The sequence below is a fragment of the Bacteroides luhongzhouii genome (assembly GCF_009193295.2).
Lineage (GTDB): Bacteria > Bacteroidota > Bacteroidia > Bacteroidales > Bacteroidaceae > Bacteroides > Bacteroides luhongzhouii.
Genome location: NZ_CP059973.1, coordinates 295,593 through 321,985, shown reverse-complemented (window position 1 = coordinate 321,985; position 26,393 = coordinate 295,593). Strand labels below are relative to the sequence as shown.

The window sequence follows — 26,393 nt, the reverse complement described above, 5'->3', positions numbered from 1 at the left end:
CATAAATAGAACTAATTATGTAACTGATTACATATTTTTGCGGAAAATATTTGTGCATATTATGAAAAACTGATATGATTGCGTAATCAATTACGTATTTAGTAACGCAATTAGTGAAAACATGGACTTTTTTAATCAGACAGGCAAGTTAGCCATCGGTAGCAGATTACGTATGTTGACCGATAAAATAACAGTGGATGCAGCCGCAATCTATAAAATGTTTGGAGTAGATCTCAAACCTAAGTGGTTTCCTGTGTTTTTTGTATTATCGCGTGGGGAGGCAAAAAACATTACGTCTATCGCTAAAGAGATTGGTCATTCTCATCCTTCAGTGAGCAATATTATTAAAGAAATGGTAGTTAAAGGATTGGTGAAGGAGATAAAGGACAAATCTGACGGGAGAAGAAATATGGTCATGTTGTCTGCCAAAGGAAAAAGAATGTCCGACTCTTTTGCGGAGCAGTGCATAGATGTTACCGCAGCTATTGAGCAAATCACACAGCAAACCCGGAATGACCTTTGGAAAGCTATCGAAGAATGGGAGAATCTTTTGCAGGCTAAGTCCTTGTTGGAACGGGTGAAGGAAGCAAAAAAAGAACGCGAGAGTAAAGATATAAAAATAGTCCCTTATGAACCTTGTTATCAATCTGCTTTCCGGACTCTTAACGAAGAGTGGATAACTGCTTATTTTCGGATGGAAGAGGCCGATTACAAAGCATTGGACCATCCGCAAGAATATATTTTGGATAAGGGAGGAGCTATTCTAGTGGCTCTTTATAAAGATGAGCCTGTCGGTGTATGCGCTTTGTGTAAGATGGATCATCCTCTTTATGATTATGAGTTGGCCAAACTGGCTGTCAGCCCTAAGGTTCAGGGCAAAGGTATCGGAGTACTACTTTGCGAAGCCGTTGTCAATAAGGCGAAGGAGCTTGGTGGTAAAAGAATCTTTATAGAGAGCAATACACGTTTGAAACCTGCTATTCACATCTATCATAAATTGGGCTTCAAGGAACTTCCCGAATATCATACGACTTATGAGCGGGGAGATATACAGATGGAACTAATGATTGAGGAATGACAATGGAAAAGATAAATCATGAATTTATTAAGGGGCGTATTGCTCCTTGTGGGCTGCACTGTGGAAAGTGCTTTGCTTTTGCCGATGGAGATATTTCTTACTACAGTGGTCAACTCAAGAAGTCGTTAGGTAATTTTGATGTGTATGCGCAACGTTTCGTAGAGATGCTTGATGAGCCTGTCTTTGCAAAGTATGCGGATTTTAAAGAGTTTTTGGACCATTTATCTGTGGCAACTTGCCAAGGATGCAGGAAAGAAAAATGCAAGTTGTTCAAAACCTGTAATGTTCGTGCATGCAGCGAGGAGAAGCAAGTGGATTATTGCTTCCAGTGTAGTTGCTTCCCTTGTGAGAATACAGGGTTTGATGAGCATTTATACAAGAGATTTGTAGCTATCAACAGACGGATGCAAGAGATTGGAGTGGAAAAATATTATGAAGAGGTAAAGGATTTACCTCGCTATTAGTTTATGGTTTTCTCTTTGCTTCATTCCAGTTCCTGTGCATAAATGTTGATGGCGCGTAATGCCTTTAATATTTCAGTCGGGGTGATCCCCTGACATTCTATTCTCAATACTTTTTCCCAATCCTCCATATCTACATTCCATTTGTAGATTTGGGGACATAGGGTGAAAAGCGCTGCGATATATTTGATATCCCGTACATTTTTTACCGAGGTGCGAAAAATTAGTATTTGCTCTTCCATAGTTACTATCGATTACTTTTGTTTTCTGTGCAAAGGTAAGTTTAAACAGGGTTCTGTATAGGATTATTCGACGAACGCCCTGATTTCTCATGACGAAATAAGTAATATGGGAGATTAACTTTATATAGCTATCCTTTGAAAACTCCCTTATCTGTATCTGTCAATATATAAAAAAGTGTATCTGTTCTCTTCTTTCTCCAATAGATATTGATAAGGCTAGAAGTATTCTGTATACGGGTAGCTTCTCGAAAATATTCTGTCCCGGTTTCTGGATTGGATGGATTGTGTGGGATAAAGATACTATCCGCAAATCTTTTACAGGGTAACCTGAAGAATGGAATATTTAAACTGTCGAGAGGGCAATAAATGTGATCCGCATTAGGAGAAGGTTAGAAAAACCATAGTATTTGCAAGTGTGAATTTTCTGGATATAATTGCATTTGTTTATGCAATTTATTTTCCAGTTTGTCATTTTTCTTACACAATAATATCTTAGTGTAATCTTACATATATTTCTCTACATCAAAGTGGAGAGGCATCCCGCAACTTTGACAATACCTCTTGTTTATTTCTGATTCAATCATCGATTGGGTTTTCGTTTGATGGATAGAAGCCGTTCCATGTCATTAAATAAGCTAGTGTCTTTTAGTTCGAACATAAGCCACTTCCCATCATGAAAAGTGATCGTTTCATCATATATCTTAAGTGTTTCATTGGAAAAAGCCTCTCGCTGTAATTCAAATTTTGTACGTTCGTCTTTGCCTAAAATGACCAAAAAACCGATGGCCTGTTCTTTGGCGCATAGGGCGCAAAGTGTTTTTCCACCTCTGCGATATTTATATTCATACTTCCATGCTTTTCCGCCATGATTCCATAATTGTTCCATATTGTACTTCTGTTCAATAAGTTGGCAAAGCGAAGACCATACATTATATAGTTCTTTACCTATTAGGGCTTCCAGTGTTTTGGGAATGGGAATTTGCAAAGTTTCTTTCATGGTATTTTTGATTAGTTATGCAGGTCGGCGGCGTTACCGCCACTTTTCCCATTAAGAACTGTACGTGCGAGTTTCACCGCATACAGTTCCGATAATTCAAAATTTAGTTCTCATAAAACTAAATCGGCTCATCCGTCCTTTTTCAGGCAACGACTTCCGATAAAGTTCAGCCCTTTCTCCAATATGTACTTATCTTGCCGTTCTTCTTCGGTATGCAGACCCTTTTCAGAGGGAGGGCTTCGCACCCGACCGTTGCCAGTCAAGCACGCCTCTTTAGGCTACTATTGACGGAACAATAGGTTCAGACATCATGCTGAACAATTACTTGTACGACTTCTTGTCGCACTTCATATCACAAAGATAGGATAATTTTCTAATAGAACGTTGTCCAATATGGCTATCTTTCTAATCTGTTTAACTAATAAAGGTTAACAGGACTAGGCAGACGGAACATATGTCCGTTCTTCTCATATATTATTTATTATAACGCAGTTATTTATGAAACACATTCTCTTATTATTTATGCTTCCGACAATTATCTTTTTGAATAGTTGTACTTCAGGAAAGCCAATGGAAGGTAACATTGTTAAATTTGTTACGATTAGTGGACAAGATCTGGTTCGGCCAGATGGAAGTAAATTGTTTATCAAAGGAACAAATCTGGGCAACTGGCTAAATCCTGAAGGTTATATGTTTCGCTTTAATAAAACGAATTCAGGACGATTTATTAATGAGATGTTTTGTCAAATGGTGGGGGCAGACTTTACAGCCGAATTTTGGAAGGCTTTTAAAGATAATTATATTACACGTGATGATATACGTTTCATTAAGGAAAGTGGCGCTAACACTATTCGCTTGCCTTTTCATTACAAGCTTTTTACGGATGAAGATTATATGGGACTGACAGTGGCACAGGATGGGTTCGCACGTGTAGATTCTGTTGTAAACTGGTGTCGTGAAGAAGGCTTATACTTGATTTTGGATATGCACGATGCACCGGGGGGACAAACTGGTGATAATATTGATGATAGTTATGGTTATCCATGGCTGTTTGAGAGTGAAGACAGCCAAAAGCTATATTGTGATATTTGGCGACGTATTGCCGACTATTATAAGAACGAACCTGTAATTTTGGGGTATGAACTTTTTAATGAACCAATCGCCCCGTATTTTCCTAACATGGAGGAAATGAATAGTAAACTTGAAGGTATTTACAAGATAGGAACGGCTGCAATACGTGAGGTTGACAAGAATCATATTATTTTATTGGGAGGTTCGCAATGGAATGGCAATTTCAGGCCATTCAAAGATTCTACGTTTGATGACAAAATTATGTATACATGCCATCGCTATGGTGGAGAACCGACAAAAGAGGCTATTCAGAAAATTATAAATTTTAGAGATAGTGTGAATTTACCTATGTATATGGGTGAAATAGGTCATAACACTGATGAGTGGCAGGCTGCTTTCTGTCAGGTAATGAGAGAAAATAACATCGGTTATACTTTTTGGCCTTATAAAAAGATGGATGGTTCATCATTTGTCGGAATTACTCCACCGGAAAATTGGGATAAGATTGTTACGTTCTCCGAAGCTCCTCGTAGTAGTTATAAAGAGATCCGTAATGCACGTCCTGAACAAGAAATGGTCCGTAAGGCAATGATGGATTTTATTGATGCATGTAAATTCAGGAATTGTATAGTTCAGGAAGGATATATCTGTTCATTAGGTATGAATAATTGAAAACTGCAAAAAACAGTAATGTTATGAAAATAAAGGAATTGATATTAGCTTGCTTTTTCCTTACAGTTTTATCTGTATCAGCGCAAGTTCCAGTTTATCTTGATGTGAATAAACCTATTGAAGAACGGGTACAAGATGCGTTGGCCCGCATGACGCTTGAGGAAAAAATTGCAATGATACATGCGCAATCAAAGTTCAGTTCTCCGGGAGTTGCTCGTCTTGGCATTCCTGAAGTCTGGACTACCGACGGTCCTCACGGCATTCGGCCTGAAGTTTTGTGGGACGAGTGGAACCAGGCAGGGTGGACGAACGATTCTTGTATTGCTTATCCGGCTCTGACTTGTCTTGCGGCAACATGGAATCCTGAAATGTCGTATCTCTATGGGAAAAGTATTGGGGAAGAAGCTCGTTACCGGAAAAAAGATATTTTGCTGGGACCTGGTGTAAATATCTATCGGACACCATTAAACGGTCGTAATTTTGAGTACATGGGTGAAGATCCCTACTTGTCTGCTACTATGGTAGTTCCTTATATTAAAGGAGTCCAATTGAACGGAGTTGCAGCTTGTGTGAAACATTATGCGCTGAATAATCAGGAATTCAACCGACATACGACGAATGTACAATTGAGTGACCGCGCTCTTTATGAAATATACTTACCCGCTTTTAAAGCTGCTGTACGGGAAGGCCGGGCTTGGGCAATCATGGGCTCCTATAATCTTTATCTAGGTGAACATGCTTGTCAGAATAAACGGCTACTGAAAGACATTTTGCGTGATGAATGGGGATTTGATGGAGTTGTTGTATCTGATTGGGGTGGTGTGCACAACACTCGTCAGGCTATAATGAATGGTTTGGATATGGAATTCGGTTCCTGGACGAACGGACTTTCTAATGGTGCAAGTAATGCCTATGATAATTATTATTTGGCTTTTCCTTATCTGCGGATGATAAAGAACGGTGAAGTAGGTACCAAGGAACTGGATGAAAAAGTTGGCAATATCCTACGTTTGATATTCCGTACGTCAATGGATCCTAATAAGCCGTTTGGTTCATTGGGTTCTCCGGAGCACAGACAGGCAGGGCGTAAAATAGGAGAAGAAGGTATTGTCTTGTTGCAGAACAAGAACAATATATTGCCCATTGATTTGACAAAAGCAAAAAAGATTGTTGTTGTCGGAGAAAATGCTATAAAGATGATGACCGTAGGTGGTGGCAGTTCTTCTTTGAAAGTGAAATATGAGATATCTCCTTTGGATGGCTTAAAAAAGCGTGTAGGTTCTCATGCTGAAATTGTGTATGCTCGTGGCTATGTAGGTGATTCAACAGGAGAGTATAATGGAGTGAAAACAGGTCAGGACTTGAAAGAAGAACGTGCAGAAGATGAATTGCTGGTTGAGGCTTTACAGGTGGCAAAAGATGCTGATTATGTGGTCTTTTTCGGTGGCTTGAATAAGAGTGCTCATCAGGATTGTGAGGATTCAGATCGTGCTTCCTTTGATTTACCATACGCACAAAATCGGGTTATCTGCGAGTTAGCAAAGGTAAATCGTAATCTGGTAGTGGTTAATATTTCGGGAAATGCTGTTGCTATGCCATGGGCGGATGAAGTTCCTGCTATTGTGCAAGGTTGGTTTTTGGGGTCGGAAGCCGGAACGGCGCTTGCGTCCATATTAATTGGTGATGTAAATCCTTCCGGTAAACTACCATTTACTTTCCCTGTAAAGTTGGATGATGTTGGTGCTCATAAATTGGGTGAATATCCCGGAAATAAAGAAGAGCTGGCAAAGTCGGTTCAGAAAGGTGACACAATAAATGAAGTATATCGTGAAGATATTTTTGTGGGTTATCGCTGGGCGGATAAAGAGAAAATCAAACCGTTATTCCCGTTTGGGCACGGATTGAGTTATACTAGTTTCGATTACTCGGTACCTTCGGTTGATAAGAAAGTGATAACAATGAATGATACAATAACTTTCACAGTCACAGTGAAAAATACAGGGAATTATGTCGGTCAGGAGGTTATTCAATTGTATATCAGTGATAAAAAATCCTCTTTGCTTCGTCCGGTGAAGGAACTGAAAGCCTTCAAGAAAATCAGGCTTGCTCCGGGAGAAGAGAAGGTAGTAGCATTTACTATCGGCAAGGAAGCATTGAGTTTCTTCGATGATACTAAACATGAATGGGTGGCGGAACCTGGTAAATTTGAAGCATTGTTTGGAAGTTCGTCAAGAGATATAAGGGGAACTGTTAGGTTTGAGTTGAAATAAACACTGTTATTGGTGGTTGGGGAAAATTGTAGGTGAAGGCGGTTATTATAAACCGCCTTTATTTTTTCTCTTCACTCCTTTATATACTGCTTTTCGTAGTGTTCCTTGTGCATCGTCTCCGTCATAATCCCAATACATTGCGCCCAGCATACCTTTTTCACGGATAAACAGGCATTTCCTGTCAATGGATTCGGTATCTTCGTATGTGCATACCATCTTCCCGTCCGTATTCACAAGATAAGGAACTTTGGCCTGTGCGTCCCATTTTCTAATGTACATACCGTTATCAATCAGTTTAACAATATCCTTATAATTGATAAAATTGGTAATACTTTCTTTGCCATGACCATAGAAAGGGATACCGAGCACCAGGTGATGAATAGGTATGCCTGCCCTTACGTGCGCCTCTACAGCTTCCTCGCAAGATATCCCATGCGTAAAAACGGAACGAAACAGTGACGCATGGTGGTAGGGCGGATTGGCAATGTCGTAGGTCATGATATTGACAAAGTCTATGTATGGTTTGATTGCGGTAAAGTCAATGTACTGTCCGCTTGCTACTGAGGCTAGTGTCAGTAGTTTCTTCTTTCCAATGGCTTTGCGTATTTCTTTCATCATCTGAGTGTAGTTTGAGGTGTCTTCAGGAGAAGCAGAGATACCGGCAGCTTTGCTGGTAGGGTATTCCCAGTCGATGTCGATACCATCCAGATTGTATTCGTGAATTATCCGTTTGCAGTCTGCCGCAAATTCAGCCCGATGTTTGGCTGATGCGGCCATTTCGCTGAAACGTCCGCTGCCCCATCCACCGATGGAAAGAAGTATCTTCAGGGTTGGTTTCTTTTTTTTCAATTTGACAATCGTTCGTAATCGTTCTTCGTTGGCAATACCTATCTCGTTGAAGTTTTCATTGATATGCCCGAAGGCGTAGTTGATGTGCGTGACTACTTCCGGGTCGGGAAGGATATGACTCCATGAGGTGACGTATGCGACAACTACCGGAGCATTCTTTTTTGCGGCATTTGTATGGAGTGGAAGACAGTAAAGGATTACAGTAGTAATCCATGTGATAAATACATAATAATTTTTTTTCATTCTATTATTCAGTTTAAGAGGGTTGTTTTATAATTCTGCTATCAAGGATAACCATTTGCCTGCTGATGTCACCCATACTTCTTTATATGTGGCATTATTCCATTGTGGCCAATAGGGTTTGTCTTCATTATATTTTGTTTGAATGCCTACCGGTAGTTCACCGGTCATTTCACCCGGTAAGGCGGCATATTGCTGTGCATATCGGTCTCCTTCTCCATACATCAAAGATTGTCCGAACGGATTTTTTCCGACAGTCCATCTTAGTTGGTCTTCGGCTATCTCTTTTAGTTCACGGTCGTTCAAAAAATTACCGCAGAGAGCAGCAGCTTTTCCTGTTGCGAGATGGATAGCTGTATTTCCCCGGAAAGAAAACCAAACGGGGAAGATACGCAGATAATGTTCTTTATCCAGACGGATACCATTTTCCAACTGTCGAGTGTAGTCGTTCACAGCCTGCTCGCCCGGAAATAAATGTTGGGCATAGAAACTGGTATTATCCTTTGCTTCACCGATATGATATATACCGCTGGGTATCATTCGATAGGGATGTGAGTAACGAGTGATGCTTTTCAGGTAGCCGGCATACAGTTCAATGGCTTTTTTCCATTTATTATAGTAGATATGCTCTGGTTGTGTCTCGCAAAGTGCGATAAGCGATTGCATATAGATTTGGTCACGTGATTGATGATTGAAATGAGTGATTATTTTTTGCTCATGGTTGCGGTAGAAGAAGCCGGAAAGATGGTCTTTGTCTTGTATGGGGATTGTGCGTTGGCTGGCGAGAACATATTCTGCAAATTCAACGGCATGGCGGGAATAGTATTTTTCTTCGGTCAGTCGGTAAAGTTGGCTGGCAGCCCATGATGCTGTTGCCATATATTGGCTTTCAGAGGTGTTGTAGCTGTGTTCCCAGAATATTTTGAAATGTCCGTATCCTATTTCTTTATGTGTTGTCAGGGCAAATTCGAAATCTTCCTTGGCCGTGCTGATTAATGACTCTTTTAAAGCTGGGTCATCATCAATAGAGAGAGCGGCGTAGGCTTCCATTCCTGAAAACAGGAAATTGTCAAACGGATTATTGTGTACGCGGGCAGGAGTGTCGTCTTCGTTGCCTGTCATATTATCAGTCCATATAGCCATACCGGCACTGCTTGCACGGTATCCATCTCCAAAGCGGCATTTTAAGATAAAGTCTAGTCCCCATTTGGCTTCTTCCAGTAGGCGTTGATAGAGTAGGGTGTTCTTTTCTTTTGTTTTATTGGCCATTTCGAAGAGGGCGAACATAACATCCCCTGTTTGCATGGTTTGTTGTGACATATCCCCGGCATCATGCCATCCACCGTTGTAAGCAAGAGTTCGTCCGTTGTGCTTGGCATAGATATCGGCATGGCAGTAATCGTGCTTGCCGGGGACAGGGTATCCGCAACGTTCGCAGAAGATAAAGTTCAGAGCCTTCCAGACCGAGTTCTCCCATATATTTTCTCCGATACGGAAAGAAGGAGTTGTGAATGAGTCGGTTTGGAGATAGTAATTACCAGATTGGTTGAAGTCGGAGAAATCGAGAATACCAAAAAGGCCGATGGCTGTTTGCTCGTTTCTGATGGTTCCTGTATAGACAGGTATTTTGTTTGTGGCATTCAGTAGCTGGAACTGCTTGTTGGGAGAATCGGTTTGAGGGGTCGTGACAGCCATTTTATTCCCTTTGACTGTGTAACCGCTGGTAGAGTAGACAATACGTTCCTTTTCCGGCAACCATCCGCTTACGATCTCTGGATTATCGATTTGTTGAAGTTCGATTCCGTCAATATAGAATTCTTGCGTTTCTCCGGTGGTTCGGTCACGACCAAAGGCTGTGGAGCCGAAAGTCAATCGAGTAATTCTATCACGGGGCAGTTCACTGATTTCGAGATAACATTTGTTCCATTGACGATTTATAAGATTAATTTCATGAGCACCTTCCCGCCCGTATTCGTCGGGTATTTTTAATATTCCGTCATTGAACAGATATAGATTCAGGTGTGTGTTACGACTTCCTTCACAGTCGGGATAGATATAGAAGAAGATACGATTGTATTTCTCCCAATTGGCACCTTTCACATCGAAAGTAGCTTGGGAGTATCCATAGACAGCATGGTCAGAATTCTTCCACCCCTGACGAGTCGTTGGAACGGTCAACTTCAGACTTCCGTTTCCGGTGATGCTTTTTTCTGTACTTCGTTCTATCTTTCCGATACCGTGGTGGATCCATCCTTTAAGACTTTCCATGGTACATAGAGGAGTAGAAACGAGTACCTTCTTTTTCAGACCTGCTTCTTCCAGTGAACGGGAGACAGCCAACGGAAGTGGGCGGTGTATTACTCCACTTTTTATAATTATCTCTTTCATTTGTTGGGGTGATTCCTGTGCGGACGTACCCATTGTCGCCATGCAAAAACATCCGATAGCGCATGTGAATAATACGTGTTTTCTCATTATATTCTTTCCTTTACAATAAAGGACGTTTAAGGAAGCCTGTTTCCTAGCAGGATAAGTTGTTTTTCTGGAAAAAAACGAGAAGAATAACTCTTTTTCCACTACTTCATTACTACTACTGCAAGTATGTTTGAATACGTCAATACTTTCTCATTGTTTCTTTATGTTGTTGATTTATAATGAAATAATATCCTTTTTTCTTGCTTTCTTGTCTTTGTTCTATACTTCTTTTGTGAGGTGTATTTTTTTGTTTTTTCCTCTGCTTTTTTGCTTGTAATCAGTATGTTTGCATCATTCACTAATCGCCGAAAAACAATTAATACTCAAAGATAAATAAAACTATGTCATCTCGTTTTTTTAGCTACATTTATAATTTGTATTATAAGAAAGCTTGTTGCTTTGTCAAGTACTATGTGCATGATGAAGGAGTCTCGGAAGATATTGCTACTGAAGCCTTATTGAAAGTATGGAGGGAAATAAAAGTGGAAGACGTTGAGAGTACCCGTCGGTTGCTTATTACAATTTTGCGCAATAAATCTTATGATTATTTGCGGCATGAGCAAGTAAAACAGGCTGCTTTTAATGAAATTTGTAATAGTCAGCGGCAAGAACTACGTATAAGTATCTGCAGTTGGAAAGAGGCAAGTCATTGTGAACTGTTTTCGGAAGAAGTGTGTCATATCCTGACACAGACACTTGCCATGCTTCCTGAACGGACGCAGAAGGTGTTTCAGATGATTCGTATTCATGAGATGACGTATCATGAAGCTGCCTGTCGAATTGGAATTTCTGCCAAAGGAATTGATTATCATGTGAGTAAAGCGCAACGTGCACTACGTATTGCCTTGAAAGATTATTTATAAACTGAGGAATAGATCAAATTATATAGTTGCAACGAATCCATGTTATTGATGGTTTTCGTGCATTGATAATGCTTTCGGGCTTTCAGTCCTTTTTACAAATTTTCCTTCATATTTTGCTGAATGGGTGGTTGTCCGATTGAAGATATGTAACTGTATTAACTTTAAAACAATGTGATTATGAAAACAGAATTATGGGTTGAGATGAAAGAACGAATTATGGTGATAATATTCCTCTTGGGCGTGTTTTTTATCAATACGCTGCAGGCAATGGAAAAGACGGATGTGACTCCACTGTTTAAAGTGTTAGTGCTCACTGAACGTGGTGGGCAACACAGTGGTTTCACCGATGCAGCACTTGCTTGGTTGAAAGATTTTGCCAGAGAGAACCGGTTTGAAGTAACTGAAATAAATAATACTTCAAAGATCAATGAGGCATTTCTGGCAGAATTTAAAGTGTTTATCCAACTGGATTTTCCGCCTTACACTTGGAGTGATGAGTCGAAAAAAGCTTTCGAACGTTATATTGAAGAAGGACGTGGAGGATGGGTAGGCTTTCATCACGCTACGCTGTTGGGAAATTTTGATGGCTATCCGATGTGGGATTGGTTTTCCGACTTCATGGGGGGGATTCGGTTTAAAAACTATATCGCTCCTACAGCGTCCGGTAAAGTGGAACTGGAGCAGCATTCGCATCCGGTGATGAAAGGAGTGAGTAAATCGTTTACTTTACCGCATGACGAATGGTATACTTTCGATCGTAGTCCCCGTCGTAATGTACGTGTATTGGCACATGTTGACGAATCCAGTTATGAACCGGCATCAAACATAAAGATGGGGGACCATCCTGTAGTGTGGGTGAATGAGAGAATGAAAGCACGTAATGTTTATTTTCTTATGGGACATCATGCGGATTTGCTGAAAAACAAGGACTTTACGACCATGTTTGGTAATGCTGTTCTTTGGGCTGCCGGGCCTGCTAAATGGTTCCCTCGTTTCAAGGTGCTGGCATTTTACAATCCACACGTTGAAACGGCGCATCGGGAGTTTGCCCGTGATGCAATGGATTTTCTTCATAAGGCTACTTATGGCGAAGGGTTCATTTGTGATACGACCAGTAACTGGAACAAGGTGAATGATGCGACTCTTCGTAACTATCAACTAGTTATCTCCCTGAATGATTTGCCTGCGCATACACGGGAACAGCGCATGGCTTTCCAGCGATATATGGAAAATGGGGGCGGATGGATGGGATTCCATTCTGCTAATTTTAACATGGAGGGTTTTGATTGGCAATGGTTTGTCGATTTTATTGGTGGTAGTGTGTTTCATCGCAATAACTGGCCGCCGCAACCTGCTAAATTGGTGGTAGACGATCCGGCACATCCAGTAGTCAAAGGTATGCCTTCTTCATATATTTCTCCGGCAAATGAATGGTATCAATGGAAACCAAGTCCCCGTGAACGTAAGAATGTGAAAGTACTTCTGACACTTTCACCGGAGAATTATCCGATTGGATTGAAAGATATTATACCTGACGGAGACTTGCCTGTGGTCTGGACTAACACAGATTATCGTATGATTTATCTGAATATGGGACATGGCGACCGCATCTTCTGTGATCCGACACAGAATTATCTTTTCTTTAATGCATTGAGATGGATTATTTCAACCAATAAGAAAGGAAATCCATTCCAATAGCTGTTTCCCTATGGGACACTGTCATTTTCCGATGTGGGAACTGGCGTGTCTCCATAGGGAACTGGTAACTTACTTTACTTCTCTAATTGATTTTTCCTCAAGAGTGCTTCCAAATAGTAATAATCAGCATAGGAGATCGGTACGTCGATCTCATCTTTAGCAGGATAGTTACCTGTGGAATGGAGTAATAGGAATCCTTGGGTACTATCTTCTGCAGCGCGATAGTGTTGGTTGAGGCTGCTAATGATTTTGTCTGCTGTTGCTTTATACTGTCTGCCTTTTTCTCCTGATACATAGGTTGATAACTCATACAGGCCCGAAGCCATGACAGCAGCGGCAGAAGCATCTCTCGGAGAGTTGGGAATTGCAGGATCCTTCATATCCCAATATGGAATGAAATCTTTAGGTAAATCGGGCAGATGGAAGAAATAGTCTGCAATCTTTTCTGCTTGTGCCAGATATGCCGGATTATGGGTGAAACGATAACACATAGTATATCCGTAGAGTCCCCAGGCTTGTCCACGACTCCATACCGATTCATCAAAGAGTCCTTGATGCGTACACTTCATGCGAACAGTTCCGGTCTGTGGATCATAATCTACCACATGATAGGAAGAGGCATCGGGACGAAAGTGATTGGCTAGTGTGGTATTGGCATGATTGACAGCTATCTGATAGTATAAGGAATCCCCAGTCAGTTGGGTGGTGCGGAACAAGAGTTCCAGATTGAGCATATTGTCGATGATGACCGGATATTGCCACTTTTCGCGGTTGAAGTCCCATGAACGGATTGCTTTAACGGTCGGGTTGTAACGGGTACTTAATGTTTGGGCTGCTTGAATGATTACATTTCGGAATGTGGTGTCTCCGGTCAGTTCATAACCTTGCCCAAAAGAGCAATAGACCATAAATCCCAGGTCGTGCGTCCCACGATGGTTCTTAATTTCTTCCAAAGGCCAAGTGTGGGTGGCTGCCTGTTCTTTCCAATAATTATCCTTTGTGTAAGCATAGAGTTGCCATAATGAGCCGGGGAAGAAGCCGGAACACCAGTCCCATGGACGGACAATGCGTAAACTACCATCTTTCTCGATACTTCGCGGACTGATCCTTTTTTTATCTTTTGTATTTTTTCGGGTATCTGCCGTGCATTGGATGGCAAATTTCAACTGATGGGCGGCAAAGGTAAGCATACGGTCTGTTTCATTCGGTAATTGATTGGCATCGTCCGGATGTAAAAACAGTAAACTGAAACGGTCTTTCTTATTTTGGTTCCAATAACGGAAGAATGCTTTCTTATATTCCGTGCGAGTAGGATCTAGTAAATAAAGTCGATAGAGATCTTTGCATAGCTCCTGCTGCTTACCCTGCCAATCGCTGATTTGCTTGTAAGGCCAGGCGGAAACATCCTTGCCTAAAAAGTTTTTCAGATAATCGGCTGCTTTATAAATGTTTCTGCCATCTTCTGAGCTGGCTTGATGGATGGGAATATTTAGTTTTTGTGATATGGTGGCGATATCAATGAGATGCTGTAAATTGTATTCGGAATAGCCGAATGCTAGAGTGCGCCACAGCTCTTCTTTCTGTTCCCCATCCGGAGCTATTTGTTTGTAGATACGCTTTTCGGGAACCTGTTCCAGAATGGATTTAGCCAATCGGGTATTGCCGGTGTATAGGGCAAAAGCGATGGCTTGCGCATCATAGGCAGTGCTGTGGTTGTTCTTTTGTTTAGATTCTTCTTTTCCTTGTTTGCTATTCTGAATCCACTCCAATAATTTGCTGAACCATGCTTTAAGGGCTTTCTGATCCTTTTTGCTGAAAGCAGCGGACTTTTCCAGTAACTGAACGCCTTCCAGCATTTCTACAAAAGAATAAGTATCTATTATACCGAAAGAACGACCTTCATCGTTTCCGTGACCGGGAGCTACCTGCGCATATTTGAGATGAGGATTCATCAAGGTTTCTTTATTGAGGAACCACACCTGCAATTGTTCTACAGCTTTTTGTGCATAACGTTCATCGTTACTGAAGTACCATGCCAGCGAGAGTGCGGTGACATTGTTCGCCATGTTACCCAGGCGATTGCGATCCAGCTTATTTAATTCTGGGTTGGAGATACCGTCACGGTTTATATACGGTTTACCGTCAGGTTTAGTAGGATCAGGCCAGAAGTAGCGGGCTTGGCTGTAGTAGTCGTGCTTATTACCACTGATAGCTGTCTTTTCTTTCATCATAACAGAGAGGTTGGGCTGTTTCAAAGCCTGTTCCGCTCGCTCTAGCAATGCATTATAGGCGGTTTGGTAAGCTGGTTGATCAATTTGTTGCTTTACTTTTTCCAAATTTGTCTTATCCCAAATGGACTGAGCATGAGCCGGCATTAAGATGAGGAGGTATACAAAAAGTATGCAGATGCGTTTGGTTCGTATAAAGTTCTTCATGTATATACAGTTTTTTACAAAAATAAATATTTATAATTTCCTTAGTTTTATTCCATTCAAAAAATTTTTTCCGTTGATTGTTTTCAGTTGGATATTGACCTTGTTTTCTTTGGCAGAAACAATAAAACGTTTTTTTATAGCACGGAAGGTGCCACTCTCTGATGATGGACAACAGGCTTCTTCTACTTGTTGCCCATTGATTAAGATATGGAATGCGTTGCCGAGGCTGATTGTTCCGCCTTGTCCGCTACCCAGTAAATAGGGAATTTTTTCGCTGGTCTGGAAGATGTCTGCAAACAAAAGTTCGAGTTCATATATTCCATTGGGTACATCGAACTGATAACCTTCCAGTCTGCTGCGGGCTGTCTGGTAAAGTGGATTGTCACCAGTCAGGGTAATTTCTGTTTGTGTGGATTCTTCGCGATTGTTCTCTCTTTTGGCAGTGTCATGTGTGGTGTATCCCCAACTGCCAGGAGTATAAGGCTGGTCGGGCACCCATGTCAACTGACTTTCGTCGCTTGTGTAGAAACAATTGCTTCCCACATTCACTGCAAGTTCTATTCCATTTATATTATCTTTTGTCAATTGGGCGGGAACGGGAGAAAAGTATACCTCAATGGCATCTTCTATATTTCTGCTTTTTGCCAGAAGTAGTTGTTTGCCTTCTCTGAATGGAACATTGAAACTGGCGGTGCAATTTTCGCATTGTTTCTTTCCCAGTGACTGTCCATTAAGGAAAAGTTCCACTTCTGGGAGATTAGTATATACCTTTACAGGCTGTGTCACTGTTGTTGCTCCTTTCTGGAGAATACCTGCACGATGAGTCCAGTCGCGCGATGCGATGTGCAGTACAGGAATATCTTTACGAAACATTGCTTTGTAATAGTAGAACACATCTTTTGGGGTACGGTTGGAATAGACTAACCCTTTGTTATTGATTCGGGGTGTCGCTTCATCCCGTAAGGCTGCCGAAAAATCAATAAAGTTCCAATGTGTTCCACCACAGATATAAGGAGTGTCAGTTATAACCGGAAGATAATGTTCCAGATATTTTTGCTGATATTCTATGCTGAAATCAAAACATTTTGGTTCAAAAGAATGTAGGCGACGATCTGAACCGGCACCATATTCGCTTACAATTATGGGGTGGGAAGGATATTGGCGATGTTGTTCTTCAAGAAAGAGGTCGAAGCTTTTTAGTTCGCCTCCATACCATCCTTGATACAGATTCCAACCTATTATATCAGTAATGTTTCCCAGTCCTACGGTATTGTAATGGTTACTTCCGTGAAATGCCATAGTGCTGTTGCGGTATGGATCTTCTTCTTTCAATACTTTTTCGAGCCGGTGTGCCAGTGCCAATGTACGTTCCAATACCGGCTTTTGTTCTTCTTGAGTTTTGTATTGGCGTTGGGTGACTAATAGGATTTCATTCATATATCCCCAAGTGATGATTGCCGGGTGATTGTAATGTTGACGAATCATCTCACGCAGGTTTTGCTCGCAGGTATTGGCATATTCTTCTGATTCGGGGACAATGTCAATAATTGGAATCTCTTCCCATGCCAGTATTCCCTGCTTGTCACATTGTTCGAGGATAGCCGGATCTTGCGGGTAGTGGGAAATACGGATAAAGTTGACTCCCATTTCTTTCATCAGCAATATATCTCGCCGGTGCATTTCGTCGCTAAGTGCCACTCCGAAAGGCTTTTGATCCTGATGACGACAGATGCCGTTCAATTTGTAAGGTTTTCCATTAAGTGAGAATCCGTTTTCTCCGTCAAAATGATACCAGCGGAAACCGATATGGTGACTTACACAGTCGAGTTGTTGCCGGTTTTTCCGGTTTAATAAGGTTGTTTCTACTCGATAGAGGTGGGGAGTTTCCGGTGACCAAAGTTGTGGATTACTTACAGGTTGGGGAGATTCTTTAAATGTATAGTCCTCGCCGGGAGCTATTTTAACTGTCCGGTGCAGGCGTTGGATAACGCTGCCATCCGGGGCATAGAGTGTATTAATGATTTCTAGCTCCGCTTTGGTAGTAGCATCGTTACGAAGGGTACCTTTGATAAAGAGTGTGCCTTCTGATTCACTAACGTGCGGAGTACTGATGAAGATACCATCCGAGCCATTATTGTTGAGACAGAAATGTTGTTTGGGTACGGTTATAAGCCATACATCTCGATAGATACCGCCAAAAAAAGTAAAGTCGCCCGAAATGGGTGGTACACTGTCCTGTGCGTTATCTACCCGTATAGTCAATAAATTAGGACTGGAAAAAGAACAGAAAGGGGTAATGTCTATGGTGAATGCGGTATAACCGCCTTTGTGTTGTCCTGCCAATTGCCCGTTAATGTATATATCGGCAACTTGGCTGACTGCTTCGAATCGTAGAAAAATCTGTTTGTCCTTCCATTGCTCGGAAAGTGTGAGTGTTTTTTGATACCAAGCCGTCCCCCGATAATATTTTTTATCAGTATAAGCGTCTGTATTCCATGTGTGAGGAATACAAACGGGGGTGAAAGCCGAACTGTCCGGTTGTACCCCTTTGGCAAATAGCCAGCCTGAGTTGATTGTTCTCATTTCGCGTTGGGCTGTGGCGTATTGGAAACATAAACTTAGGCAAGTTAGAAAGAGCAGTCGTGAAAAAAGTATTTTTCTTTTCATGATATTGTAATTGAATAGATGAAGAGAAGGCAGAATCAGGTCTTTGTCGGGACTCTTTGATTCTGCCTTTTTCCTCTAGTTAAAACAATCTATAACCTTTTTGAGAACCTATGAAGAATTGTTTAAGAAAAAATTACCATCCCGGATTTTGTACAATTAATCCCTCGCTTAGATTGACTGTATTTTGTGGCACCGGGTAGAGATACATTTTGTCATCCCATAATCTTTTTTCCAATTGTGTGCGACGATAGAATGAACCTTGTTGTCCGATTGCAACAGTTGGGTCTCCATACTGATCCATGCCATGGAACTGGGTCTGGTCAGCATCTTGTCCTTTGCCACAGATCATCCAGCGGCGGATATCAAAGTAACGTTGTCCTTCACAGAATAATTCGACAAAACGTTCGTTTTGGATTGCTTTCTGTTGTTTGGTATAATCTCCAATGATGTCTTTCTTCCCTGCATCCTTCAGTGCCTGATAGCCCGGAATACCGGCACGTTCGCGTACCTTATCGATATAACTGATGATTTTCGGGTCACGAGGATTTATTTCATTTAAAGCTTCTGCATAGTAGAGGTAGAAGTCTGCCAACCGGAAAAGGATGGATGGACGGCCAATATTACTATTATTGCTCCCTTGGAATGTGATTGATACATTTTTGAATTTGCTGATCATGTAGCCACATTTAGAGTTGTTTCCTGCTGGGCCTGCACCACCATCTTTGGAGAAATCCAATCTGTAATTAGGGTTGATCGCCATGTAATTAGCAAACCAACTTCTTCCTTGGTAAAGGACATCACGATAGAACCGTGGCTCACGGTCGGCATACATACTGAATACACGGTCGGTTTTGTTGTTGTTATCAGGATTTGCAACGTCGGCGAAACCTGTTTCGTCATAGTTGGCTCCGGGGTCATTGATGTTCAGCCCTTCTTTGGTGAAGAACATATCGACAGATTCCTGACTAGGCCCGATATTACCATAAGAAGAAGCAATGTCGCGTGGAGTTGTACGTTTTTCCATCTTGGTGTTATTACTCCAGTCATTATTGGAAGTACACCATAATATTTCTTCCGTATAGTTTTGGAATAACAGGTAGAGAGTTTGGTTTACGTCCAGATTGCCGGCGTTATCATACTTTTCGTACAGTCTGTGTCCGGCAGTTTCTGCTGCAGTAATCAAATTCTCCAGATACGTTGCTGCTTTTTTCCATTTATTTTTGTCTTCGGCCGGGAACAGTTTCTTTCCGTCTTTATCTGCTAAATCTTGTCCGAAACCACCGTTAAACAATTTGGAAGAAGCGTAAACCCATAATTTGGCACGCAGTGCCATTGCTGTGATTTTAGTCGGGCGGACAATGTCATTCAGGTTATAGCCGTTGGCTCTGCCGTCAGCATCCACTGAAGTGACTACGGACTCGGGAAGATTACTTTCGGGACTGATGAGGTCATTCAGAATCTTATCTATATGTTCTACCATTTCGTCTACAGATGGACGCATATAGTCATTCACAGTAGGATAAGAAGCATCATCAATCACGGTGACAATGGGTACAGGGCCATATAGCTCGAATAAACTGAAGTAGCTATATGCTAAGAAAAAACGGGCTTCGTCTTTCATCTGAGCCATTTCGGCTTCTGTTATGATTTCTGTACCGGAGCCAATGGCTTTTCCTCTTTCGAGGAAGATCATTGCTTGGCGGATATATTGGTAGAGGGTAGCCCAACGATGATAACCGGCATTGGCTGCTGTATATCCTGCTGTCATTACGTTTTTGGAACTGGCGCCCTCGGAAGTCACTTCACCGCAAAGATTGGCCCAAGGGTTTCGGAATGCGTTCATTTCCGATCCCATTTCTGAATATTCGCTGATGCAGTTGAATATGTTAGCATGCCATTGGCGGGTATATTTGGGGGTTTCGAATATTTCTTCGATACTTAAATCAGCCGATAGTTCACTGGATATATCTAGGTAATCAGAACAAGAATTGGTTCCGATACACAATCCTGCTGCCAAAACAGCCGTATATATAATGTTTTTTAGTTTCATGATTCTTTCCTTTTTTTAAAATGTAACTTCCAGTCCGATTGTCCAAGTGCTGGATAATGGATATTTAGCTCCAGAATTGGCTTTGCTCAATTCCGGATCCCAGTATTTAACTTTATCCCATGTTGCGAGGTTGGTTGCCTGTACATAAAGACGTAAGTTTTGCATTTGTAACTTTCTCAACTGTTTCTTATTGAACTGATAACCGAACTCTATATTTTTCAGACGAAGGAAACTTGCATCTCTATACCACCATGTACTAGGTTTAAGATTATAGTCGAATGCAGTAGTATGCATACGGGGATAAAGTACATTTTGATTATATGGGTTGGATGCAGTCCAACGATCCATAGCTTCAGTACGTGCCGATGAAGCATCTTTACCGCCATTGAAAGGCATGAAGTTACTTGCTTTAGCCATTAGATTGACTGATGTACCGGCACTACCTTGGAAGAAGATGCCACCAAAGAAACCTTTGTATTCGAAGTCTACTGCGAAACCGTAGACGCACTTAGGGTTTTGAGAGTTCATTCCAGATAGGTAAGTTTGGTCATTTCCATCAATTACATTATCGTTGTTTAAGTCACGGTATTTAATGTCACCCGGAGATACCTTTGCTCCCGGATTAGGTAAATGTGATTTCAGTTCATAACTTTCGGCACCAGTGACCGGATCACGGGTGATGTTGAAATCATCCGGAGTGTAAAGACCGTCAGCTATATAAATGAACGGTGTTCCAATAGTATTTCCAGTCAGATCCTGATAGGGAAAAACATGTTTGATTTCATCACATTCGATAATCTTATTTTTCGTGTAGGTGAAATTGCCGCGGAAGGTCATATTCAACTTGCCGAAATGTTCTTTGTAAGTGATATTACCGTCAATACCTTTGTTTGTTACGATACTGAAGTTTTGAAGTGGCCCTTGGCGTAGCCCTGTCATTGATGGTATTGAATTACGAGTTTCCAAAATGTCGTGACGACGGTTGGAGAAATAGTCAACAGACATATCGATACGTCCTTCGAAAAGCCCTAAGTCGAATCCGGCATTGATTTTATCTTCAATTTCCCAATGCAAAAGCGGAGCGGCCGGTCTTTGTTCGCTGGCACCTGCTATCCAGTGAGTGCCTGTAACATTGGTTAGTGCATTAATACCAAGATTGTATCCGCTGGCATTGGCATTTACTGTAGGACGATATGGGAAGCGTGTGACACCACTACCTAAATCGTCATTACCGGTACGTCCGTAAGAAGCTCTCAGTTTCAACTTATTTACCACCTTTTCCAATGGTTGCATGAACTTTTCATGGCTAAGGAACCAGGCACCACCAATAGCCGGGAAGATACCCCAACGTTCTCCTTTCGCAAAGTTTTCACTACCTGTCATACCAAAACTTCCTTCGAGCATATATCGGTTGTCAAATCCATAAGTGAAACGTCCTACAACGCTCTGTTTACGATAAGGCAGCAAGTTTAATCCGGATTGATTTTGTTTTTGTGTCTCTTTCTGATTATATAGAAGCATACCGGTTACATCGTGCTTTTGAGCAAATGTGTTTTTATAGTTCAAAGAAGCTTCGATATATATTTTCTTACTACCACCGGTAGAACCGTTACTGGGATTGCTCAAGGCACTTCCGCTTTCTTTCAATGTATAAATGAGGTTTCCTTCCGAATCCCGTCCGCCGCCATTACTTTTATTAACGTAGTAAGTGGTTGGAGTCATAGTACGGTTTACATACTGTTCAGATTCAGCGTCAAAGCTTAATACACCTTTTACCGATAATCCCTTAGTGATAAATTCAAGTTGTTGTTCCAGACTGATCTTAGATTGTATGGTCGCTTTCCATGATTTGCTGTAACCACTATAATAAAGATAGTTGAACGGATTACGACGATATCCGCCATTATCTGCCTGATAATGTTCTGCCGGTGTTCCATCCGAGAAAATCATTGGAATCAAGTGAGTCGGGAATAAAGTCATCGTGCTGAAAATCTCGTCAGATGTTTTGCTCGGTGCTACACGGTTGATGTACTGCCCGCTCATATCGACAGCCATTTTGGTTGTTTTCGTCAAATCAAAATCTACATTAGAACGGAGATTGTAACGTTTGAAGCTGACATTGGTGTCTACTCCCTCCACAACTTTGTTCTTTTTATAAATACCGTCCTCTGTATAGTAGGCACCGGAAACGAAGAAACGTACACGCTCGCCACCACCACGGAAGTTGATGGTATAGCGTTGGTTTTGTGTATGTTTACGGAGCATGCTCATCCAATCTGTATTAGGATATAGATCGGGGTCGCTGCCGTTACGGTATAATTCCAGTTCTTCATCACTAGTAGTAGGTTGAAATCCAACTTGTGGGTTACCCGCGTCATTCCATTGTGCTTCGTTGTAAAGACTTAGGTAATCATAGGAATTAAGCAAAGATGGAACACGCATCGGAGTAGAAATACCATACTGTGCACTGACATTGACACGGGTTTTTTGTTGTTTACCACGTTTGGAAGTAACCAAAATAACACCATTGGCACCTTCAGCGCCATATACTGCTGTGGCGGACGCATCTTTCAATACGGTGAAAGATTCAATTTCGTCTACGTCAATATCACTCATGGAACGAGGTACACCGTCTACCAATACGAGTGGATCTGTACCACCTGCATAGGAACTTACACCACGAATCCAGAACTGTGCGTCATCCCATCCCGGTTCACCGGAACGTTGTACGGCAATAACACCTGAAATTTTACCGGCAATGTTGTTATTCAGGCTTCGGCTTGAAACATGAAGCTCTGCCGGGCCGATAGTTGACATGGAAGCTACAACACTTTCCTTTTTCTGTTGTCCGTAACCGACTATAACAACGTCTTCCAGGTTGACTGCATCTGCTTCCATACGTATATTGATTGTACGTGTGTCTTTTTTTACTTTCTCGACGACAGTTATGTAACCGACATAGCGGAATTCCAGTTCATCACCTTCGGCAGCATTGATGGTAAAACGACCGTCAATGTCGGTGGCTGTACCACGTGAAGTTCCTTTTACAAGTACAGTGGCTCCGATGATAGATTCTCCATTAGTGTCCATAACTACACCCGTGATTGTTTTTTGTAAATTCTTTTGTGTTATAACCTGTGCATCGGCTACTTTATTGGCTATACCGGAAGGGTCTGCTAAAACTATGCCCGGTTGCATTGTTATAGATAGAGCAAACAAGGCTGCACAATATTTAATCTTTTTCATTGTATATTATTTATTAGTCAACTTCTTTGGGAAGCGTCTCATTAATTTCTTCAATATCAAGTTCTCCTTTACGGCTCTCGTTTGCTACGGTTATCGTCAGACGATAAAATTGTCCCGCTGCGAACTTTGTAGATGCGTGTTTGATATTACCATCAGTGCCACTGACAGTAAGATATGTTCCCGCATTTCCTATGAGGTTTAATTTATTATGTTGGTTGAATGCTAAAGGAGCATCTGCGCTTCCGTCCGATTGTGTGTTGTCGTAAAAGAATTTAAAATTCAAAGAGCCTGTTCCTAATTGTTTTCCACCTTCAAATATGAACTCATATTTGTTTGTTTCTATTGGAGATAGACAGAACATTTTGGCAGGAGACCAGTTGATATTATTGCTCGTTAGATTCGGTTTTCCAATAGCATTATTACCGCTGGTCCAGATTGTACCGGTTCCGTTTTCCAGTAAAGAAGCCATTGCATCACCATTCATCGCTTCTACTTTGATGAATTTAAGCTTTTTATCCACAGTAAATTTATATTTTCCGGTGATTGCTCTAAATACAAGTTCTTTCTTTTCGGTGTTTTTTTTGAAATTAAACCAGGAAGGGTCTATCCAATATTGCGCCCATTCTTTTTTCATTCCACTGATGACAATCCGTTCGTTTTGATTTATCTCTCTCTCGACATAGAATTCGTTATCGTTCTTTTTGATAAATTCTTGTCCGTTTAATGCAAATTTTATAGCCGGACTAGCTTCAAATGTTTTTGTGTTGAAGCAGGCACGTGGAGTAGTCTGATCTATCATATATTCAATATTTTGAGTAGAACCTTGTGTCACAATACCATCTTCAGCACCGAATGTGATTTTATTTCCATTTGTCTTGTAGGCAGGAATCTCGATATAGCCTTCCAAATCAGAGGGCATATCAGGACTGCTTGCTACATATTCGAATGCTACATTCGGATTTTCTGTCATTTCATAGGTCACACCTTTGGATGATTTCAGATACAACTTTTCAAAATGTGGTCTTTGAATCTGAATTTCTCTTTCTTTGCGGTCTTTTGCAAAACGCTCGTTTTGGGCATAAACCACTACTTTTGCAGTACCGTCCGGCACGTTTGCCAAAAAAGGAACAAAGAGCTTTGCGGAATAAGTATTATTTTCTCCCACACTCAGGAAACGTTCCGATACAATATTCTCATCAAATAAAAGCTGTACTTTAGCTTGATTAAGAGGAACACCCTGGCTGGCTACCTGAAAGCTGAAAGCGATACTATCGCCCATGTATGCGCTTTCTTGTCCCGTGAATGAAAGGATAGAGCAACTACCCTTGTCATCGAACTCGTCGTTCGCATCGTCACATGATGTAATGCTGAAAAGTCCTGCCGACATCATGCTGCATAGCAAGATTAATTTTCTCATATTATTAGAATTAAATTAGTGAATATATTAATGAATTTATTATTTCCACTGGAAGGAAGTGATAGACTTTGCTGGTATTTTATAGCTGATGTTATTTCCTTCAGCGTTGATACGAATGTCTTGATCGGTACTTCCATTATTTGAAATAACTACTGCGTAGCTGCCATCAGTATTTTGGAAGGTTGCATAGGTCAGATTCTCTCCTGGTTGGCCACTGTTTCCGATGCGGACGGCACCAGGCTTGACAACCGATGACATATGTGCGATAATATAGTAATGAGAATTGCGGGTAATTGTCGTGTAATCGCTGTTGCTGATGTCTACCGCTCCATAACAAGTCCGGCAACCGCCTGGACGGTTGGGAGCACGGTCACTGTCGAGCATCAGATTCCATACGATTACCCCTTTGCACCAGTTATTAACTGTGCCTAAAGCTACATTATTCATATCTCGAATGAGGGATTTAGTAAGATCTTGTCCATTATTCCACGTACCGATGGATGTTTCGGTGAAGAGCAAATCTTTATCCGGTGCTTGCGCATGTACAATGTTCAGTTCTTCTCGTGTACCGCCATAATCATGGTAAGCAGCTCCAGCCAAGTACTTGGAAGTCTCCTCGTCTTTGTAGATGTTTATCGGATAACCTTTTTGGTCAGCCATATTATCATAGTTATAATTATGATCGAATGCGTAGATTTTGACGTCAGAGAAGCCTTTGGAATGTAATGTCGGTCCTAAAGCTGTTTTTATAAAATTGCTGGCTTCTTTCCATCCCATGTAGAGGGAGGCCGAGTTTTTTCTGTTTAAAGGCTCGTTTTGGGGTGTTATGGCATAAATATTGATTCCATTATCTTTGAATGCCTGCAGCCATTTGGCAAAATAAATGGCATAGTCTTGATAATAAGCAGGGTTTAACTGACCGGAAGTCCATGAATCATAAGGTTTTTTTTCTGTTAGATTATTCACTTTCATCCATTTAGGACAGGTCCAGGGGGAGCCAATGATCTTAAGTGTCGGGTTTATTGCCAGAATCTCTTTTAATATAGGTATAATATATTTGTTTTCTTCCATGGTCAGGTTGAAGTTCTCGATACCTTTGGTATCACAGCAAGTATATTCGCTTAGTGAGAAATCGGAACAGCCGATAGAGATGCGGATGTAACTTAAGCCAAAGCCATCGGTGGGAGAAAAGGTCTCTTTTAAGAATTGAGAACGTTTCTGGGGAGGCATTAGTGACAAATTGAAGCAGGTAGAGCCTGTTACTGCCGCTCCGAAACCATCCATGTTTTGATATTTGATTTCAGGTTGTAAAGTAATAGTTGTCGGTGACATGCTGGAACCGCTTTTTAATGTGGTAGTCTTTTTAACCAGATCGAATGCACGGTTTGCAGTAGTAATATATACTGTCACATCAGTATTCTCCTTGTTCTTTTTTTCTTGATTGTCTGTCGGACCGGATTTTTCGTTGGGACTACAAGATGCATAGAGCGATAATTGTATTCCTAACAAAAGGAAAAGAAATAGGATTTTTTTGCTTTTCATAACTTTAGTTTTTTAAGATTTTGATGGGGCAAAAGTATCGTTTGTGAATGTATATGCCAAAAAAAAGACTACATCACAATTACTACAGAAAGTATTGGAAACTACATCTTTACTTTCTCT

At 41.2% G+C, this 26,393-nt stretch carries 16 protein-coding genes and 1 pseudogene; 6 read left to right on the top strand and 11 right to left on the bottom strand.

What is annotated here, in order from left to right:
- Positions 1-121 precede the first annotated feature (121 nt).
- Together GD631_RS01160 and GD631_RS01155 are read left to right on the top strand one after the other, a co-directional pair.
- Complete coding sequence (locus GD631_RS01160) at positions 122-1,078, top strand: bifunctional helix-turn-helix transcriptional regulator/GNAT family N-acetyltransferase (RefSeq protein WP_143259991.1); 957 nt, start codon at positions 122-124, stop codon at positions 1,076-1,078.
- A 2-nt stretch (positions 1,079-1,080) separates the two neighbouring features.
- A complete protein-coding gene (locus GD631_RS01155; protein ID WP_143259990.1) occupies positions 1,081-1,542 on the top strand; it encodes a DUF3795 domain-containing protein in 462 nt (153 codons plus the stop codon).
- Positions 1,543-1,562: 20 nt separating this feature from the next.
- Here the strand turns inward: GD631_RS01155 and GD631_RS01150 are convergent, their stop codons facing one another.
- The 3 genes and pseudogenes from GD631_RS01150 to GD631_RS01145 all read right to left on the bottom strand — a co-directional run bounded on the left by GD631_RS01150 (position 1,563) and on the right by GD631_RS01145 (position 2,778).
- Positions 1,563-1,781: a hypothetical protein gene (locus GD631_RS01150; RefSeq protein ID WP_143259989.1), complete on the bottom strand. Its 219-nt coding sequence runs from the start codon at positions 1,779-1,781 to the stop codon at positions 1,563-1,565.
- Positions 1,782-2,287: 506 nt separating this feature from the next.
- Positions 2,288-2,365, bottom strand: a pseudogene (locus tag GD631_RS22300) (4-Cys prefix domain-containing protein); the annotation flags it as partial.
- Positions 2,362-2,778, bottom strand: coding sequence for a DUF3788 domain-containing protein (locus GD631_RS01145; RefSeq protein WP_143259988.1), 417 nt, complete (start codon positions 2,776-2,778; stop codon positions 2,362-2,364). The pseudogene GD631_RS22300 and the gene GD631_RS01145, both read right to left, overlap by 4 nt.
- Positions 2,779-3,276: 498 nt before the next feature.
- On the opposite strand from GD631_RS01145, the gene GD631_RS01140 reads away from it, so the two are divergent.
- Positions 3,277-4,521, top strand: a complete 1,245-nt coding sequence (locus GD631_RS01140; protein WP_143259987.1) for a glycoside hydrolase family 5 protein — start codon at positions 3,277-3,279, stop codon at positions 4,519-4,521.
- Positions 4,522-4,544: 23 nt separating this feature from the next.
- Entirely contained in the window at positions 4,545-6,791 is a 2,247-nt protein-coding gene (locus tag GD631_RS01135) for a glycoside hydrolase family 3 C-terminal domain-containing protein (RefSeq protein WP_143259986.1), read from the top strand.
- 45 nt (positions 6,792-6,836) lie between these two features.
- On the opposite strand, the gene GD631_RS01130 is transcribed toward GD631_RS01135, so the two are convergent.
- Positions 6,837-7,883 carry a glycoside hydrolase family 18 protein gene (locus tag GD631_RS01130; RefSeq protein ID WP_143259985.1) on the bottom strand — a complete coding sequence of 349 codons (1,047 nt, stop codon included), beginning with the start codon at positions 7,881-7,883 and terminating at the stop codon, positions 6,837-6,839.
- Between the two features lie 27 nt (positions 7,884-7,910).
- Complete coding sequence (locus GD631_RS01125; RefSeq protein ID WP_143259984.1) at positions 7,911-10,355, bottom strand: glycoside hydrolase family 9 protein; 2,445 nt, start codon at positions 10,353-10,355, stop codon at positions 7,911-7,913.
- 341 nt (positions 10,356-10,696) lie between these two features.
- On the opposite strand from GD631_RS01125, the gene GD631_RS01120 reads away from it, so the two are divergent.
- Both GD631_RS01120 and GD631_RS22475 read left to right on the top strand, forming a co-directional pair.
- On the top strand, positions 10,697-11,218 hold the full coding sequence (locus tag GD631_RS01120; RefSeq protein WP_143259983.1) for a sigma-70 family RNA polymerase sigma factor: 522 nt from the start codon (positions 10,697-10,699) through the stop codon (positions 11,216-11,218).
- Between the two features lie 177 nt (positions 11,219-11,395).
- A complete protein-coding gene (locus GD631_RS22475; protein ID WP_143259982.1) occupies positions 11,396-12,916 on the top strand; it encodes a ThuA domain-containing protein in 1,521 nt (506 codons plus the stop codon).
- Positions 12,917-12,990: 74 nt separating this feature from the next.
- Here the strand turns inward: GD631_RS22475 and GD631_RS01110 are convergent, their stop codons facing one another.
- The 6 genes from GD631_RS01110 to GD631_RS01085 all read right to left on the bottom strand — a co-directional run bounded on the left by GD631_RS01110 (position 12,991) and on the right by GD631_RS01085 (position 26,273).
- The gene (locus GD631_RS01110) at positions 12,991-15,351 is read right to left on the bottom strand and encodes an alginate lyase family protein (protein ID WP_143259981.1); all 2,361 of its coding nucleotides are present in this window, start codon (positions 15,349-15,351) and stop codon (positions 12,991-12,993) included.
- A 30-nt stretch (positions 15,352-15,381) separates the two neighbouring features.
- Complete coding sequence (locus tag GD631_RS01105; RefSeq protein WP_223225912.1) at positions 15,382-17,934, bottom strand: glycoside hydrolase family 2 TIM barrel-domain containing protein; 2,553 nt, start codon at positions 17,932-17,934, stop codon at positions 15,382-15,384.
- Between the two features lie 217 nt (positions 17,935-18,151).
- Positions 18,152-20,068, bottom strand: coding sequence for a RagB/SusD family nutrient uptake outer membrane protein (locus GD631_RS01100; protein WP_143259979.1), 1,917 nt, complete (start codon positions 20,066-20,068; stop codon positions 18,152-18,154).
- A 15-nt stretch (positions 20,069-20,083) separates the two neighbouring features.
- Positions 20,084-23,314: a SusC/RagA family TonB-linked outer membrane protein gene (locus GD631_RS01095; RefSeq protein WP_143259978.1), complete on the bottom strand. Its 3,231-nt coding sequence runs from the start codon at positions 23,312-23,314 to the stop codon at positions 20,084-20,086.
- 13 nt (positions 23,315-23,327) lie between these two features.
- A complete protein-coding gene (locus tag GD631_RS01090; RefSeq protein ID WP_143259977.1) occupies positions 23,328-24,731 on the bottom strand; it encodes a DUF5125 domain-containing protein in 1,404 nt (467 codons plus the stop codon).
- A gap of 39 nt (positions 24,732-24,770) precedes the next feature.
- A complete protein-coding gene (locus GD631_RS01085; RefSeq protein ID WP_143259976.1) occupies positions 24,771-26,273 on the bottom strand; it encodes an endo-1,6-beta-glucanase in 1,503 nt (500 codons plus the stop codon).
- Positions 26,274-26,393 lie beyond the last annotated feature (120 nt).

Excerpts from the sequence above, each read along its gene's own strand:
- GD631_RS01160 (WP_143259991.1), top strand. The coding sequence starts at position 122 with ATGGACTTTTTTAATCAGACAGGCAAGTTAGCCATCGGTAGCAGATTA.
- GD631_RS01155 (WP_143259990.1), top strand. The coding sequence starts at position 1,081 with ATGGAAAAGATAAATCATGAATTTATTAAGGGGCGTATTGCTCCTTGT.
- GD631_RS01150 (WP_143259989.1), bottom strand. The coding sequence starts at position 1,781 with ATGGAAGAGCAAATACTAATTTTTCGCACCTCGGTAAAAAATGTACGG.
- GD631_RS01145 (WP_143259988.1), bottom strand. The coding sequence starts at position 2,778 with ATGAAAGAAACTTTGCAAATTCCCATTCCCAAAACACTGGAAGCCCTA.
- GD631_RS01140 (WP_143259987.1), top strand. The coding sequence starts at position 3,277 with ATGAAACACATTCTCTTATTATTTATGCTTCCGACAATTATCTTTTTG.
- GD631_RS01135 (WP_143259986.1), top strand. The coding sequence starts at position 4,545 with ATGAAAATAAAGGAATTGATATTAGCTTGCTTTTTCCTTACAGTTTTA.
- GD631_RS01130 (WP_143259985.1), bottom strand. The coding sequence starts at position 7,883 with ATGAAAAAAAATTATTATGTATTTATCACATGGATTACTACTGTAATC.
- GD631_RS01125 (WP_143259984.1), bottom strand. The coding sequence starts at position 10,355 with ATGAGAAAACACGTATTATTCACATGCGCTATCGGATGTTTTTGCATG.
- GD631_RS01120 (WP_143259983.1), top strand. The coding sequence starts at position 10,697 with ATGTCATCTCGTTTTTTTAGCTACATTTATAATTTGTATTATAAGAAA.
- GD631_RS22475 (WP_143259982.1), top strand. The coding sequence starts at position 11,396 with ATGAAAACAGAATTATGGGTTGAGATGAAAGAACGAATTATGGTGATA.
- GD631_RS01110 (WP_143259981.1), bottom strand. The coding sequence starts at position 15,351 with ATGAAGAACTTTATACGAACCAAACGCATCTGCATACTTTTTGTATAC.
- GD631_RS01105 (WP_223225912.1), bottom strand. The coding sequence starts at position 17,934 with ATGAGAACAATCAACTCAGGCTGGCTATTTGCCAAAGGGGTACAACCG.
- GD631_RS01100 (WP_143259979.1), bottom strand. The coding sequence starts at position 20,068 with ATGAAACTAAAAAACATTATATATACGGCTGTTTTGGCAGCAGGATTG.
- GD631_RS01095 (WP_143259978.1), bottom strand. The coding sequence starts at position 23,314 with ATGAAAAAGATTAAATATTGTGCAGCCTTGTTTGCTCTATCTATAACA.
- GD631_RS01090 (WP_143259977.1), bottom strand. The coding sequence starts at position 24,731 with ATGAGAAAATTAATCTTGCTATGCAGCATGATGTCGGCAGGACTTTTC.
- GD631_RS01085 (WP_143259976.1), bottom strand. The coding sequence starts at position 26,273 with ATGAAAAGCAAAAAAATCCTATTTCTTTTCCTTTTGTTAGGAATACAA.